The sequence below is a fragment of the Pseudoalteromonas sp. Of11M-6 genome (assembly GCF_022347905.1).
GTDB lineage: Bacteria > Pseudomonadota > Gammaproteobacteria > Enterobacterales > Alteromonadaceae > Pseudoalteromonas.
This window is the reverse complement of the sequence record NZ_JAKRFW010000052.1, coordinates 20887-34144: the sequence shown is the minus strand read 5'-3', so window position 1 is coordinate 34144 and position 13258 is coordinate 20887. Positions and strand designations below refer to the sequence as shown.

At 44.0% G+C, this 13258-nt stretch carries 15 protein-coding genes; 8 read left to right on the top strand and 7 right to left on the bottom strand.

Going from position 1 to position 13258, the window contains the following annotated elements:
• Positions 1 to 109: 109 nt before the first annotated feature.
• The 6 genes from MHN32_RS19935 to MHN32_RS19910 form a co-directional block, all read right to left on the bottom strand.
• A complete protein-coding gene (locus MHN32_RS19935) occupies positions 110 to 514 on the bottom strand; it encodes a GFA family protein (RefSeq protein ID WP_010604962.1) in 405 nt (134 codons plus the stop codon).
• Between the two features lie 225 nt (positions 515 to 739).
• Positions 740 to 1600, bottom strand: coding sequence for a 23S rRNA pseudouridine(2605) synthase RluB (gene rluB / locus MHN32_RS19930; RefSeq protein WP_010604963.1), 861 nt, complete (start codon positions 1598 to 1600; stop codon positions 740 to 742).
• A complete protein-coding gene (scpB, locus tag MHN32_RS19925) occupies positions 1597 to 2184 on the bottom strand; it encodes an SMC-Scp complex subunit ScpB (RefSeq protein WP_010378581.1) in 588 nt (195 codons plus the stop codon). The genes rluB and scpB overlap by 4 nt, the downstream gene beginning before the upstream one ends.
• A gap of 53 nt (positions 2185 to 2237) precedes the next feature.
• The gene (locus MHN32_RS19920) at positions 2238 to 3032 is read right to left on the bottom strand and encodes a segregation/condensation protein A (protein WP_239422607.1); all 795 of its coding nucleotides are present in this window, start codon (positions 3030 to 3032) and stop codon (positions 2238 to 2240) included.
• A gap of 11 nt (positions 3033 to 3043) precedes the next feature.
• Entirely contained in the window at positions 3044 to 3664 is a 621-nt protein-coding gene (locus tag MHN32_RS19915) for an L-threonylcarbamoyladenylate synthase (RefSeq protein ID WP_235367754.1), read from the bottom strand.
• 4 nt (positions 3665 to 3668) lie between these two features.
• Positions 3669 to 4514, bottom strand: coding sequence for a PHP domain-containing protein (locus MHN32_RS19910; RefSeq protein ID WP_235367753.1), 846 nt, complete (start codon positions 4512 to 4514; stop codon positions 3669 to 3671).
• Positions 4515 to 4951: 437 nt separating this feature from the next.
• On the opposite strand from MHN32_RS19910, the gene MHN32_RS19905 reads away from it, so the two are divergent.
• Genes MHN32_RS19905 through trpA form a run of 6 tightly spaced genes read left to right on the top strand, consistent with a single transcriptional unit; the run spans position 4952 to position 11469 of the window.
• Complete coding sequence (locus MHN32_RS19905) at positions 4952 to 6529, top strand: anthranilate synthase component 1 (protein WP_239422606.1); 1578 nt, start codon at positions 4952 to 4954, stop codon at positions 6527 to 6529.
• Positions 6522 to 7103, top strand: coding sequence for an aminodeoxychorismate/anthranilate synthase component II (locus tag MHN32_RS19900; protein ID WP_235367751.1), 582 nt, complete (start codon positions 6522 to 6524; stop codon positions 7101 to 7103). Before MHN32_RS19905 ends, MHN32_RS19900 begins: the two co-directional genes overlap by 8 nt.
• A 9-nt stretch (positions 7104 to 7112) precedes the next feature.
• Positions 7113 to 8117, top strand: coding sequence for an anthranilate phosphoribosyltransferase (trpD, locus tag MHN32_RS19895; protein ID WP_235367750.1), 1005 nt, complete (start codon positions 7113 to 7115; stop codon positions 8115 to 8117).
• Positions 8110 to 9474: a bifunctional indole-3-glycerol-phosphate synthase TrpC/phosphoribosylanthranilate isomerase TrpF gene (gene trpCF / locus MHN32_RS19890; RefSeq protein WP_239422605.1), complete on the top strand. Its 1365-nt coding sequence runs from the start codon at positions 8110 to 8112 to the stop codon at positions 9472 to 9474. Before trpD ends, trpCF begins: the two co-directional genes overlap by 8 nt.
• A gap of 7 nt (positions 9475 to 9481) precedes the next feature.
• Complete coding sequence (gene trpB, locus MHN32_RS19885; RefSeq protein WP_017219145.1) at positions 9482 to 10666, top strand: tryptophan synthase subunit beta; 1185 nt, start codon at positions 9482 to 9484, stop codon at positions 10664 to 10666.
• Positions 10663 to 11469: a tryptophan synthase subunit alpha gene (gene trpA / locus MHN32_RS19880; RefSeq protein WP_010604970.1), complete on the top strand. Its 807-nt coding sequence runs from the start codon at positions 10663 to 10665 to the stop codon at positions 11467 to 11469. The genes trpB and trpA overlap by 4 nt, the downstream gene beginning before the upstream one ends.
• Before the next feature lie 42 nt (positions 11470 to 11511).
• On the opposite strand, the gene MHN32_RS19875 is transcribed toward trpA, so the two are convergent.
• Positions 11512 to 11784 carry an HU family DNA-binding protein gene (locus MHN32_RS19875; protein ID WP_010604971.1) on the bottom strand — a complete coding sequence of 91 codons (273 nt, stop codon included), beginning with the start codon at positions 11782 to 11784 and terminating at the stop codon, positions 11512 to 11514.
• A gap of 122 nt (positions 11785 to 11906) precedes the next feature.
• Here MHN32_RS19875 and MHN32_RS19870 point away from each other — a divergent pair, with 122 nt between their 5' ends.
• The gene (locus tag MHN32_RS19870) at positions 11907 to 12482 is read left to right on the top strand and encodes an inner membrane-spanning protein YciB (RefSeq protein WP_211866259.1); all 576 of its coding nucleotides are present in this window, start codon (positions 11907 to 11909) and stop codon (positions 12480 to 12482) included.
• Positions 12483 to 12572: 90 nt separating this feature from the next.
• Complete coding sequence (locus MHN32_RS19865; RefSeq protein WP_102056944.1) at positions 12573 to 13214, top strand: CPBP family intramembrane glutamic endopeptidase; 642 nt, start codon at positions 12573 to 12575, stop codon at positions 13212 to 13214.
• The last annotated feature ends 44 nt before the right edge of the window (positions 13215 to 13258 follow it).

Below are 13258 nucleotides of genomic sequence, written 5' to 3'. Positions count from 1 at the left end.
AATTTACGCACCAATAGCTGGCTATTGGAAGTGAATTCAACGCAGTTAGCGCTAAAACTGGCTGCTAGAAAGGCATTAATTATCCGCAGCTCAGGTTATATTACTTAAGTTAATCTCTCGGCAAGGTTTCAAACGCCAGCACTTGCTCTAATTTTTCATCCCACTTCGCTTTACTCGCGATAAATAGGTGTGCAGTTGGCGTAAGACTCGGCGCATCATCTAAGCTACCGGCAGGTACAACTAAACCAACAGGCTGCTGGTTTGGTAATGCAGAGCCACAACAAGTACAAAAGGCTTTAACGTGCTTAGTATTCGGTAAAATAAAGCGGGTTATTAACTTTTCGCCCGCAAGCCAAGTTAGCACTGCATTTTGAAAAAATAAATTCGCAGCATGTGCGGAGCCTGTGTCTTTTTGACAATACTCACAATGACATAAATAAAAGCCCTGCGCGTTGCCCTCTACAAGATACTTAACCTGACCACACAGACAACTACCAGCAAACATCTCTTTCATTTGCATCTCCTTATCAAATACAAAAACACCAGCTCACTAGGCTGGTGTTTAATACCAATTAGTCTTAATACTTGATCAATTTGAAGGAGCAAATCTGACGCTAACTACGTTAAAAACTTCTCATTTAGAACAGCTAAATAGCAAAATTTTTGCTTTGTTATCGACAAGATTTTCTCGCCTCAAAATAGCTCACTTAAATAAGCTAATTGGTATAAAAAGCTTAAATTACTTTCTTCTTGGGGTTTTGACCCTTTGATTATGCTTTTTCACTGCTTTGCGGATCTTATTAATTTTCGCGCGCTTGTCTTTGCGCTTTTCTGGCATAACCGACAACTTAGTTTGCTGCTCGGCCCTCATGCTTACCGATTTACGTAGGTAGTTAACATCTTCTAATTTTAATTCTTCCCATCCACCTTGTGGTAAACGCTTATTAAGCTCCAATTTACCATAGCGGATACGGATCAAACGCGACACTTCAACATCTTGCGACTGCCAAAGACGCCTAACTTCACGATTACGCCCTTCCGTCAGTGTTACATTGAACCACTTATTCAGACCTTCACCGCCAAGTGGCTTAATCTTAAGGAATTTTGCAGGACCGTCTTCTAGCTCAACACCTTTGGTTAATGTACGCAACGTTTGGTTTGTTACTTCACCAAATACGCGAGCAGAATATTCACGTTCCACTTCGTATTTTGGGTGCATCAAGCGATTAGCTAGCTCACCATCATTGGTAAAGAGCAACAGGCCTGATGTATTGATATCTAATCGCCCAATAGCTATCCAACGGTCACCATCTAACTTTGGTAGCCTATCGAATACAGTACGACGACCTTGAGGGTCGCGACGAGTACACAGCTCACCTTCAGGTTTATGATACATAAGTACGCGACAGATGCGCTCTTCTTGCTGCTCTATTTTAACAATATGTCCATCTACACGGATCACCGAAGTCTCTTCCACTCGGTCTCCTAGCTTGGCAACTTTTCCATCTACACTTACGCGGTTAGACTCAATATACTTTTCCATTTCGCGTCTTGAGCCAACGCCAGCTCTTGCCAATACTTTTTGTAGTTTTTCACTCATTCAGATGGTTCTCTCACAGAAGGATCGTTTAATAACTGTTCTATTTTCTCATTATGTTGTTCAGGTAATCGAGGTAATTCCCCAAGACCAGATAATGAGAAGTAATCTAAAAATTGTTTTGTCGTTGCATACAATGCAGGCTTACCCGGTACCTCTTTGTAACCCACCACTTTTATCCACTCGCGATCTATCAAGCTTTTGATAATATTAGAACTCACGGTGACCCCGCGCACTTGCTCTATTTCGCCTCGAGTGATTGGTTGCCGGTAAGCAATCAATGCCAAAGTCTCAAGTGTAGCACGTGAGTATTTTGGTGCTTTTTCCTGCCACAGTTTACTTAGCCAAGGGCTCAAGCTCGGGCAAGCTTGAAAACGGTATCCAGTACCAACCTCAACCAGCCTTACACCGCGAGTTTGATAGTGATTTACCAGTGTTTCCAGTGCCTGATCAATACGCGGTGATGACACGCTGATATCTTCCAGCACAGTTTCTTTTAAGCGCTTTTTAGATAACGGCTTATCTGAAACGAAAATCGCTGCTTCAACCAATTCAACCAGTTGTTCATCGCTAACGCGTCTTTTCATATTTTATGCTTGAAGATAAAAATGCGGAGTATAGCAGAGGCTGCAGCCATCCCCTAGCCTTTTAAATGCAGGTAAATCGACGCTGCTGTTGCTGACTGAATATAGTCAACCAATTGCTCCTTAATGAGTTCGAGCATGGCAATAAAAGTAACCACCACACCACTGCGCCCTTCGTCCAAGGTAAAGAATCGCGCAAATTCTACCGGCTTATCCTGTTCTCGTAGCAATTGCAATATAAAGCTCATACGCTCTCGAGTCGAAAGTGCTTCTGCGGATATATGATGGTGCTCAAAGGTCTTGGCTCTAGCCATCACTTCCGACAGCGCCAAAAGTAATTCCCTCAGTTCAATGTCTGGGAATTCTGGCTCAGAGTCGGTACTACTGTCTACCAACGCATGAGCGACAAAGATATCACGCTCAACACGAGGGATCTCATCTAAATTCTCACCAGCTTGCTTAAATTGCTCGTATTCCTGCAAGCGTCTCACCAGCTCTGCTCTGGGATCTTCCTCTTCCTCTAACTCTTCGTGTTTTGGTAGTAGCATTCTTGATTTTATTTGCGCCAGCAAAGCTGCCATCACTAAGTATTCACCCGCAAGTTCGAGCTGCATGTCCTTCATCATTTCAACGTACTGAACATACTGCTGAGTAATACTAAAAATCGGTAATTCTAGAATATCTAATTTATGTCTTTTTATAAGATAAAGCAGTAAGTCCAACGGGCCTTCAAAGGTCTCTAAGATAACTTCTAGGGCTTCGGGGGGAATATAAAGATCTTCCGGCTTTTCAATTACCGCTTCACCGTGTAAAAAAGCCAGCGGTAATTTCTGTTGGAGTGCTTCTGTCATCTCAACATGCGTTATTCAAAAGGCGACGTATCGCCACAGCCACGACGCAAAATTTCAATGGTGTCTTCGGACATATCAATAACGGTGGTTGCTTGCTCGATTAAATAGCCACCATGGATGATTAAGTCTACGTGCTTCTCAAGACGCATGCGGATATCATCGGGGTCAGACTCAGTAAACTGCTCTCCTGGCAAAATCAAAGAGCATGACATCAAAGGTTCACCTAGTGCTTCCAACAACGCGCAAGTAATTGGGTTATCAGTCACACGGATCCCGATGGTTTTTTTCTTCTCATTGAGCAAACGACGAGGAACTTCTTTCGTCCCTTTAAAAATAAACGTGTACGGACCGGGCGTATTATTTTTAATCATCCTAAACATTTGATTATCGACACGGGCATAGGTCGAAAGCTCCGACAGATCACGGCATAAAAGAGTGAAGTTATGGTGTTTTTCGATGCCGCGGATCCGCTCTATCCGCTCCTTAGCTTGCTTATTACCGAGGTTGCAACCAATCGCATAGCCGGAGTCGGTTGGAAACACCACTACGCCACCTTGTTCAATAATATCAGCCGCTTGGCGAATTAAACGCGCTTGCGGATTATCTGGGTGAATATGAAAAAATTGACTCATAAGCTTATTCCTCTTTGCCTCCCCAATGACGCCAAACTCCTTGACAATCTTTAGGTAAATACAAGTTACGACCAAGGTCGACCCAAGGCATTGGGAAGTGAAAATCTGACCCTTGGCTTGCTAACAATTCAAACTCTTGACTTAGTCGCCCCAAAAATTGGCGCTCAGTAGGCGCTTGCTGGGGCTGTGCAACTTCCATTGCAGCTCCCCCAACCGCTTTAAATTCAGCAATTAACTTTCTTAGCCACTTATTCGACATCTTATATCGAGCAGGGTGTGCCAGCACACTTACTCCACCCGCAGCGTGAATAGCAGAAACGGCCGTTTGTATATCGCACCACTGACTTGGCACATACCCAGTTTTGCCGCGTGCTAAAAATTTATTGAAAACGCTTTGCACGTTTTTAGCCACGCCCCGCTCAACCAGCACTTGAGCAAAATGCGCTCTGGTGATCTGCGCAGTTTGGGCAAGCGCAAGGGCATCTTCGTAGACATGCTCATAGCCCTTTTTGGCTAATCGCTCGCCGATTTCTTTTGCTCTGGCTTCTCGCTTTTGCTGCTGTTCGTGCAGTAACTTTGTTAATGCTTCATGCTCAGGGTCAAAATTTAATCCAACGATATGGATCTCAAAGCTTTCCCATTTTGTGGAAATTTCAACGCCATTGATAAGTTCTAACGTGAGATTATTTTGGCTAATGTAGTCACGGGCAGGCTGGATCGCATCTATCGTGTCATGATCTGTAATTGCAAGAATATCAACGCCTTTTTCCGTTGCTCGCTCAAGCAATTCATCAACAGCTAAGCGGCCATCGGAAAAAGTAGTATGGCTATGGAGGTCATATTTAATCAAAATGTATTAACTATCTCTATGAATTATCAACGTTTTGATTATATCACAAGTTAACTGATACGACCTTAGGTTATTTTCTGATATTTGCCCTTGACACTTGTAGCAAGAATAGGGTTTACTGTAGCTAATTTAGATTAAACAACGAAATATTCACAAATGAACAAACAAATTCAAAAAAACATTTGGTGGTGGCACTCGAACTAAGCGGGTGTGTTTCGTTATATCTACGATTTATCAACCCGCGCAATGTCGCGGGTTTTTTTATACTTTTTAGAGGCTTATATGAACAACAATATCACAGTAAACACAATTTGGTGGTGGTGGATGCCCTAGCGGGACGGTATTGTTGTGTCTGAACAATAACCCCCGCAGAGCTCAGCTTTCGGGGGTTTTTTTATTTTCTAAACAGAATATCTAGAAATTAAGAGGAATGAGGTTTGATTTTTAGTCATATAACGACCACACCAGGTGAGGTCACCAGCATAAGACAAAGGCGCGATTATATTGCCAGCCCACTGTCTTTATACGCAGGTTTAAACAAAGCAAACTCGTTACTGCTCGAATCGGCAGAAATAGAGTCTAAAGACAATGTGAAAAGCATCGTGCTTGTGGATAGTGCGATTCGATTCGAATGTAACGGCGCCCAAGTCATTGCTAAAGCCTTGTCTAACAATGGTGCTCAGTTGCTACCGTACCTTGCGCAAAAGGTCACAAATTGTGACGTGACCCTCAATGATAATACCTTGACGCTCACGTACAACGCATTGGAAAGTAACATTGATGAGCATACAAAACTAAAAGCGGATAACGCCTTTAGTGCGCTCAGAACCTGCATAAATGAAATTAAACGTAACTCAGATACGCCATTTTCAGTTTTTTTAGGTGGTGTATTCGCCTATGATATGGTGGCAAACTTTGAGCAACTTCCTGAAGTACCAGATGGGGACAACGACTGTCCCGACTATGTTTTCTATCTCGCTGAAACCCTAGTTGTGATCGATCATCAAGCACGAACTACAGAGCTCATTGGTAATGTTTTCAATGGCCCTGAGGTTCACGCCAATTGTTTTGAAGTAGGCAAACAGCTAGAAGAGCTAAACAGTCAGTGTGACCAAATCACTGAATTTCAGTTTGAGCCACAAAGTGGCGGTGCAGACGTCAAAGTCAATGTGAGTGACGACGAATATTGTCAACACGTTGAAAAGTTGAAAACCAACATTATCAACGGTGACATCTTTCAAGTCGTTCCCTCTCGCACTTTTTCACTTCCTTGCCATAACTCACTCGCCGCCTATAAACAGCTCAAACTACAAAACCCTAGTCCTTACATGTTTTATATGAAGGATGAGCGCTTTGTGTTATTTGGCGCATCTCCAGAGTCTGCACTCAAATATTGTGAGCAGAGTAACCAAGTTGAAGTCTATCCCATTGCGGGGACAAGACCACGAGGTAAGTTTGCTGATGGTAGTATCAATCCAGATTTAGATAGCCGCATTGAGCTTGAGCTGCGCAACGATCAAAAAGAGCGTGCAGAGCACCTTATGCTTGTTGACCTTGCTCGTAACGATGTCGCACGGATCAGTATTGCAGGTACTCGACACGCAAAAGAATTATTGAAAGTGGACCGCTACTCACAAGTCATGCATTTAGTATCGCGCGTCGTTGGCCAATTAAAGCCGGATTTAGATGCGCTTCACGCCTATCAGGCTTGTATGAATATGGGCACTCTCGTCGGCGCACCAAAAGTTAAAGCCGCAGAACTGGTTCGCCATACAGAAAAGCAGCGTCGTGGCAGCTACGGCGGAGCGGTAGGTTATTTGATGGGCAATGGCGCCATGGACAGCTGCATCGTCATTCGCTCCGCGTTTGTAAAAGATAACGTTGCTTACGTGCAAGCGGGTGCAGGTGTTGTGTTTGATTCAAATCCACAAAGTGAAGCAAATGAAACCAAAGCTAAAGCCATGGCAGTGATTAAAGCAGTACAGTCCACATATAAAGGTGCAAACCATGACTAAGGTATACTTTTTAGATAATTTTGATTCTTTCAGTTATAACCTTGTGGATGAGCTTAGTTTGCTAGGACTCGACTTGGTCGTTTATCGTAACAATATCTCTGCCGAAACCATTTTCAATAAAATGTGTGCAGAGGTTGATCCAGTGATATTAGTTTTATCACCAGGACCTGGCGCGCCATCGGAAGCAGGCTGTTTGCTCGCGTTAATTGAGCTATGTAAAGGTAAATTCCCCATGCTTGGGATTTGCCTCGGTCAACAAGCCCTAACCCAAAGTTATGGTGGTAAAGTTGGCAAAGCGGGTGAGACGGTACATGGCAAATCTTCTATTATTGAAGCGGATGAGCATCCGGTATTTGCCGGACTTGGGACGCAATTCCCTGTTGCGCGTTATCACTCTCTGATGGCAACAAGCGTACCACCAGCACTACAAGTGATCGCGAGATATCAGGCCATTCCGATGGCTATCTATCACAGTGAACACAAAGTAATTGGCTATCAATTTCACCCAGAATCAATATTGACCCCCAATGGCGCTCAGCTATTACAACAAAGTATCGCGTACCTTAGCGCTTAGGAGAGCACGATGGAAAAGTTACAACCTCTATTACAGCAACAAGATTTATCGTTCGACGCCGCCAAATCCTTGTTTAGCGATATTATGGCTGGACAACTGAGCGACATCGAACTTACCGCAGCGCTGCTTGCGCTAAAGTTTAAAGGTGAAACAGCGGCGGAAATAGCCGGAGCAGCTCAGGCCATGCGTGATCATGCCACCGCATTTGACAAGCAAAATCTACTCGCAGCAGACAGCTGTGGTACGGGTGGCGATGGCACAAATACCATCAACGTGAGTACCACCGCCGCCATTGTCGCCGCAGCATGTGGTATTAATATGGTCAAACACGGTAATCGCAGCGTGAGCAGTAAATCAGGTTCCGCGGATTTACTAAAAGCACTTGGGATCAACATTGATATGACCCCCGCACTTGCAGAAAAGTGCTTAGCAAAGACCGGCTTTACCTTTTTGTTTGCACCGCATTACCACGCTGGTGTAAAGCATGCCATGCCGGTTCGCACGCAACTAAAAACACGCACGATATTTAATATTCTCGGGCCATTGGCAAACCCAGCTAAGCCTGAGGTGCAATTACTCGGCGTTTACGACCCTGCCCTTGTTTTACCCATGGCCGAAACGTTAAACCGCTTAGGTACGAAACGAGCGATGGTAGTTCACGGTAGTGGCACAGATGAAATTGCCCTACACGGCGAAACGCTAGTCGCAGAAGTAAAGCAGGGTGAAGTGACGCAGTACACCGTTACCCCAAGCGATTTTGGACTAGAAAACTATTCACTTGAATCTATTGCTGGTGATACGCCAGAATATAACGCGAAAGCGAGCCTTGCGATTTTAAATGGTGAAGGCGAAGCAGCACACAATGCAGCGATAATTGCAAACGTTGCAGCCTTGTTGGTATTAACCGATAAGGCCACAGATTTTAAAACCGCAAGCGAACAAGTACGCGAAGTGCTTGCAAGTAAGAAAGCCATGACAACCTTGGCTAACATTGTAGAGGTGAGTAATGGCTAATGTATTAGAAAAAATTGTTGCCGATAAAGTCGAAGAATTAAAAGCGCGCAAGGCGCAGCGTCCGTTAAGTGACTTTATCGATGAAGTAACCCCCACCACGCTTAACTTTATCGCTGCGTTGGCGCAAGCTGGGACCCAATTTATTTTAGAGTGCAAAAAGGCGTCACCTTCAAAAGGCCTTATTCGCTCACATTTTGATTTGACTGAAATTACCAGTGTTTATCGTAAGTACGCGACATGTATTAGTGTACTAACCGACGAAAAATACTTTCAAGGCAGTTATGAATACCTTGCCACGGTGAGAAAGCTGGTTGATCAGCCTCTGATCTGTAAAGACTTCTTTATTGATGAATATCAAGTTTATCTCGCCCGCCTACACGGTGGCGATGCCATTCTTTTGATGTTGTCTGTATTAAATGACGAAGAATATTTGGCACTAGCGAGCGTGGCCAAATCACTTAATATGTCGATTTTAACGGAAGTAAGCAACGAAGAAGAAGTGACAAGAGCGCTTGCGTTAGATGCTGAACTTATCGGTATTAACAATCGTGATCTCAGAGATTTATCAACGGATTTAGCAACAACAGAGAAACTAAGAAAGTTAATCCCCGAAGACAAAGTGGTGATTTCAGAGTCTGGCATATACACGCACCGCGATGTGAAACGCTTATCACCGATTTGTGACGGCTTTTTGGTCGGCAGTTCACTGATGGCTGAACAGGACTTAGAACTTGCTTGCAGACGCTTGATTTTGGGCGAAAACAAAGTGTGTGGTCTTACTCGAAGCCAAGATGCGCAAGCAGCTTATGAAGCTGGAGCGGTATACGGTGGCCTTATCTTTTATCCAAAATCGCCTCGTTATGTCGACATTGATTGTGCGAAGGCCGTCGCCGATAGCGCACCGCTCAAGTACGTTGGTGTGTTCGTTAACGCACCGCTTGAGCAAGTTGCTGAGTATGCGCAAATATTAAAACTGAGTGCAGTGCAATTACATGGCAATGAAGATGAGTTGTACATCGATACCCTGCGAAAACAACTTCCAGTTACCTGTCAAATTTGGAAAGCACAGGGTGTGGACACAGCACTGCCAAGCCCCTTCGCTGGCGTAGACAAGCAATTGTACGATACCAAAACCGACACCGCATTTGGTGGCACGGGACAAGTGTTTGATTGGCAGCTATTAAATCGTAGTTCGAGCAATTATATGTTGGCTGGCGGCCTAAACCCCGAAAACATTCACGGTGCCGTTAATATAGGTGCCGATGGTCTTGACCTAAATTCAGGCGTTGAGCAATCGCCTGGTAAAAAATGCGCTCAAAAAATCGCTAACGCGTTTACACAAATTCGAAAATATTGAGGTGGACATGAGTAATTCAGCTTATTTTGGTGACTTCGGAGGCATGTTTGTGCCCGAGTTACTCGTACCTGCGTTAAAGCAGTTAGAACAGGAGTTTTATAAGTCACAAAAAGACCCAGAATTTCAACAGGAGTTTTATCAACTTTTGAATGAATTTGCGGGTCGCCCGACCCCGCTGACTAAGACACGCAACTTAGTTAAAAACCCTAAGGTCAAACTGTACTTAAAGCGTGAAGATTTACTTCACGGTGGTGCACACAAGACCAACCAAGTGTTGGGTCAAGCGCTCTTAACCAAACGTATGGGTAAAAAAGAAGTCATCGCTGAAACCGGCGCTGGACAACATGGTGTTGCAACCGCCCTAGCCTGCTCATTACTCGGCTTAAAGTGCCGCGTATACATGGGGGCTAAAGATGTTGAGCGTCAGCAACCAAACGTATTTAGAATGCGTTTGATGGGTGCGGAAGTTATCCCTGTTACCGCCGGCTCAGGCACATTAAAAGACGCGGTAAATGAAGCATTACGTGACTGGTCTGCAAACTACAAAACGGCACATTATTTACTCGGCACGGCTGCAGGTCCTCATCCATTCCCGACGATTGTCCGTGAGTTCCAAAAAATGATTGGTGAAGAGGCGAAACAACAAGTACTAAAAGCGGAAGGTCGTTTGCCAGATGCTGTTATCGCTTGTGTGGGCGGCGGCTCAAATGCTATTGGTATGTTCGCAGACTTTATTGATGAAAAAGACGTTAAATTAATCGGGGTGGAACCGGCTGGTAAAGGCTTAGATACCGATGAGCACGGCGCTGCACTATGTAAAGGAAGTAAAGGCATCTTGCACGGCGCCTATACCTATATCATGCAGAACAAAGATGGCCAAATTGAAGAATCTTATTCTGTCTCAGCAGGTCTTGACTACCCAGCTGTTGGTCCACAACACGCCTACCTTCATGAAACAGGCCGCGCGCAATATGTTGGCATTACCGACACTGAAGCATTAAATGCCTTTCAAGCGCTTGCTAAACACGAAGGTATTATTCCAGCCCTAGAGTCAAGCCATGCTCTGGCATACGCACTAAAATATGCAGAAGCGCAAACGGAAGAAACGGTGATTGTTGTTAACTTAAGTGGTCGCGGAGACAAAGACTTAGCTCACGTCCACCAGGTACTATCTGAGCGAGGTGAACTATGAGACGTTATGACGCGATGTTCGCGCACTTAAATGAAAAAAACCAAGGTGCATTTGTTCCTTTCGTGACGATTGGTGATCCCGATAAGGCACTCAGTATTGAGATCATCAAAAGCCTGATTGACGGTGGCGCTGATGCATTGGAGCTCGGTATTCCGTTTTCCGATCCCATCGCTGATGGTCCTGTTATCCAAGCGGCTAACATCCGTGCATTAGAGCAAGATGTTAATACGCAAGACTGTCTTGAGATCATCGCTGAAATTCGTCGCTACAACAGTGATATTCCAATTGGTTTGTTGCTTTACTCAAACTTGATTTTTGCTCGTGGTATTGAGCAGTTTTATCAAGACGCCAAAACTGCGGGTGTGGATTCTATCTTAGTTGCTGATGTGCCACTGCACGAAGCCAAACCGTTTAGGCTCACTGCAATGGCAAATGACATCGCGCCAATTTTCATTGCCACACCGAATGCCTGCGATGATACGTTACGAGAATGCGCCACCCGAGGTCGTGGCTATACCTATTTACTTTCGCGTGCAGGCGTGACAGGTACAGAAACGACAGCACAAATGCCGGCAACAGAGATGATCACCAAACTTATCGAATATCATGCTGCGCCGCCACTGCTAGGGTTTGGTATTTCTGAACCGGAGCATGTAAAGCATGCGATTGGCTCAGGTGCAGCAGGTGCGATAAGTGGCTCTGCAGTGGTGAAAATCATCGAAAAACACTTGGATGACCCTAGCACCATGTGCTTTGAGCTAAAAACCTTTGTTGAGCGAATGAAAGCTGCAACGCAGAAGTAATATTACTTTCAAGCCAGTGTTTAACACTGGCTTTTCTTAGAATTAACGCAAGTTATCTTTTAAGGCTTTAGCAGGCTTAAATAATACCTTATTTTGTCCCTCAATGGTGATGGTCTCACCCGTTTGAGGATTACGTCCTTGCTTTGGGGGATGATAACTTAACGCGAATGTCCCAAGTCCATTGATTTGCATCTGATCGCCTTCTGACAAGCGCTTTTTAGTGGCCTGTAAAATGACATTTAACACCGTCTGTGAATCTTTCTTTGTTAATCCACTAATTTCCGCCATTTTTGTAACTAAATCGCTCTTATTCATGCAAATACCTCTGAACCATTGAATGAGCGCAGCAGGCTATGGGTTTCGTTAAAGAAAGTCAATGTTGATGTTCTCGCCGTATCTTGGTAAAACCCTTACAACCAACTTTGTTAGGATAAAAAATGTCATTTTTAATTGAGTACTTACCGCTTATCCTGTTTTTTGCGGTTTATAAGTTTGTCGATATTTTTTGGGCAACGGGTGTGCTAATCATCGCTTCTCTTATACAGGTTGCACACCAATACATCACTAAGCGCGAAGTCGCAAAACGTCATTGGGTATTCTTAGCGATTGCGTTGATCCTCGGTGGAATGACGATTTTCTTCCATGATGAGCAATTTATAAAATGGAAAGCCACTATTATTTATGCAATTTTAGGTGTGGCTTTACTCGTATCGAGGTACTTGTTTAATAAAAACTTGGTAAAAGGCGCACTCGAAGGGGTTTTAAAGTCAGTAGCTGAGAAGGAAAAAAGCGAGATTGAGATTGATATTGATTTACCAGTAAAAGACTGCGACCAATTAAACCTATTTTGGGCAGTATTACTTTTCTTCATCGCTGGCCTAAACCTTTACGTTGCGTACCACTTCTCTCTTGATTTTTGGGTGAACTTTAAAGTCTTTGGTTTAATTGGGATCACCTTCGTTGCACTCCTCTTTACCATGTTTAAAATTCAAAAATATTTACCTGAAGAGTAACCATTCAAGGTTCATCTGCAGCTGCTATAGTTAATGAGTAAGAGCTAACTATAGCGGCTTGTAGCCGCCAAATATTTTGGGGAACCAGCCTTGAACGCAAGCCAATACCGGTGGTGTGAACTCGTATTTGTATTCTTTGTCCTGCCCATTGTCGCTTATCAATTCCGTGATCACCTCAACAATTGGCTTTTTCCAGCACTGATCATTTTAATGGCAGTCTGTACCCATTTACTACTAACCGACCCCCATTTCAAACGATTTAGGTTAACCAGTTTGGGAGAGTTTTCGTCCGTCAAAAAACGTTTATTCACCACGTTTTTCGCAGGTGCGATGTTTTCAGCCATGCTCTATGGTTTAGTTAGTCAAGGAAATTGGTTTTCCCTGCCGCTCAATTCACCCAGCGACTGGTTATTATTATTATTTGCTTACCCTATTCTTTCTGTCTTACCACAAGAGTTAATTTTCAGGAGCTACTTCTTTCATCGCTATAAAAGGATTTTACCAAATAAAAACAACCGAGTTTTGTTAAGTGCATTGGTGTTTGCGCTTGCTCACTGCGTCTATGACAACTGGATAGCCGTGGCGTTATCTTTTGTTGGAGGACTACTATTTTCTTATACTTACGCACACAGCCGTTCCCTTGCCGTGTGTGTGTTAGAGCATAGCCTGTGGGGGCTGTGGATGTTTACAATAGGAGTTGGGCAGTACTTAGATTCGGGCGTAAAATTTTAGTGGCTTAGTGAAGAATAAACATCGGCGCATTAATACGCCGATGT

Coding starts and splice junctions, on each gene's coding strand:
- MHN32_RS19935 (WP_010604962.1), bottom strand. CDS start 514: ATGAAAGAGATGTTTGCTGGTAGTTGTCTGTGTGGTCAGGTTAAGTAT.
- rluB (WP_010604963.1), bottom strand. CDS start 1,600: ATGAGTGAAAAACTACAAAAAGTATTGGCAAGAGCTGGCGTTGGCTCA.
- scpB (WP_010378581.1), bottom strand. CDS start 2,184: ATGAAAAGACGCGTTAGCGATGAACAACTGGTTGAATTGGTTGAAGCA.
- MHN32_RS19920 (WP_239422607.1), bottom strand. CDS start 3,032: ATGACAGAAGCACTCCAACAGAAATTACCGCTGGCTTTTTTACACGGT.
- MHN32_RS19915 (WP_235367754.1), bottom strand. CDS start 3,664: ATGAGTCAATTTTTTCATATTCACCCAGATAATCCGCAAGCGCGTTTA.
- MHN32_RS19900 (WP_235367751.1), top strand. CDS start 6,522: ATGACTAAGGTATACTTTTTAGATAATTTTGATTCTTTCAGTTATAAC.
- trpD (WP_235367750.1), top strand. CDS start 7,113: ATGGAAAAGTTACAACCTCTATTACAGCAACAAGATTTATCGTTCGAC.
- trpCF (WP_239422605.1), top strand. CDS start 8,110: ATGGCTAATGTATTAGAAAAAATTGTTGCCGATAAAGTCGAAGAATTA.
- trpB (WP_017219145.1), top strand. CDS start 9,482: ATGAGTAATTCAGCTTATTTTGGTGACTTCGGAGGCATGTTTGTGCCC.
- trpA (WP_010604970.1), top strand. CDS start 10,663: ATGAGACGTTATGACGCGATGTTCGCGCACTTAAATGAAAAAAACCAA.
- MHN32_RS19875 (WP_010604971.1), bottom strand. CDS start 11,784: ATGAATAAGAGCGATTTAGTTACAAAAATGGCGGAAATTAGTGGATTA.
- MHN32_RS19870 (WP_211866259.1), top strand. CDS start 11,907: ATGTCATTTTTAATTGAGTACTTACCGCTTATCCTGTTTTTTGCGGTT.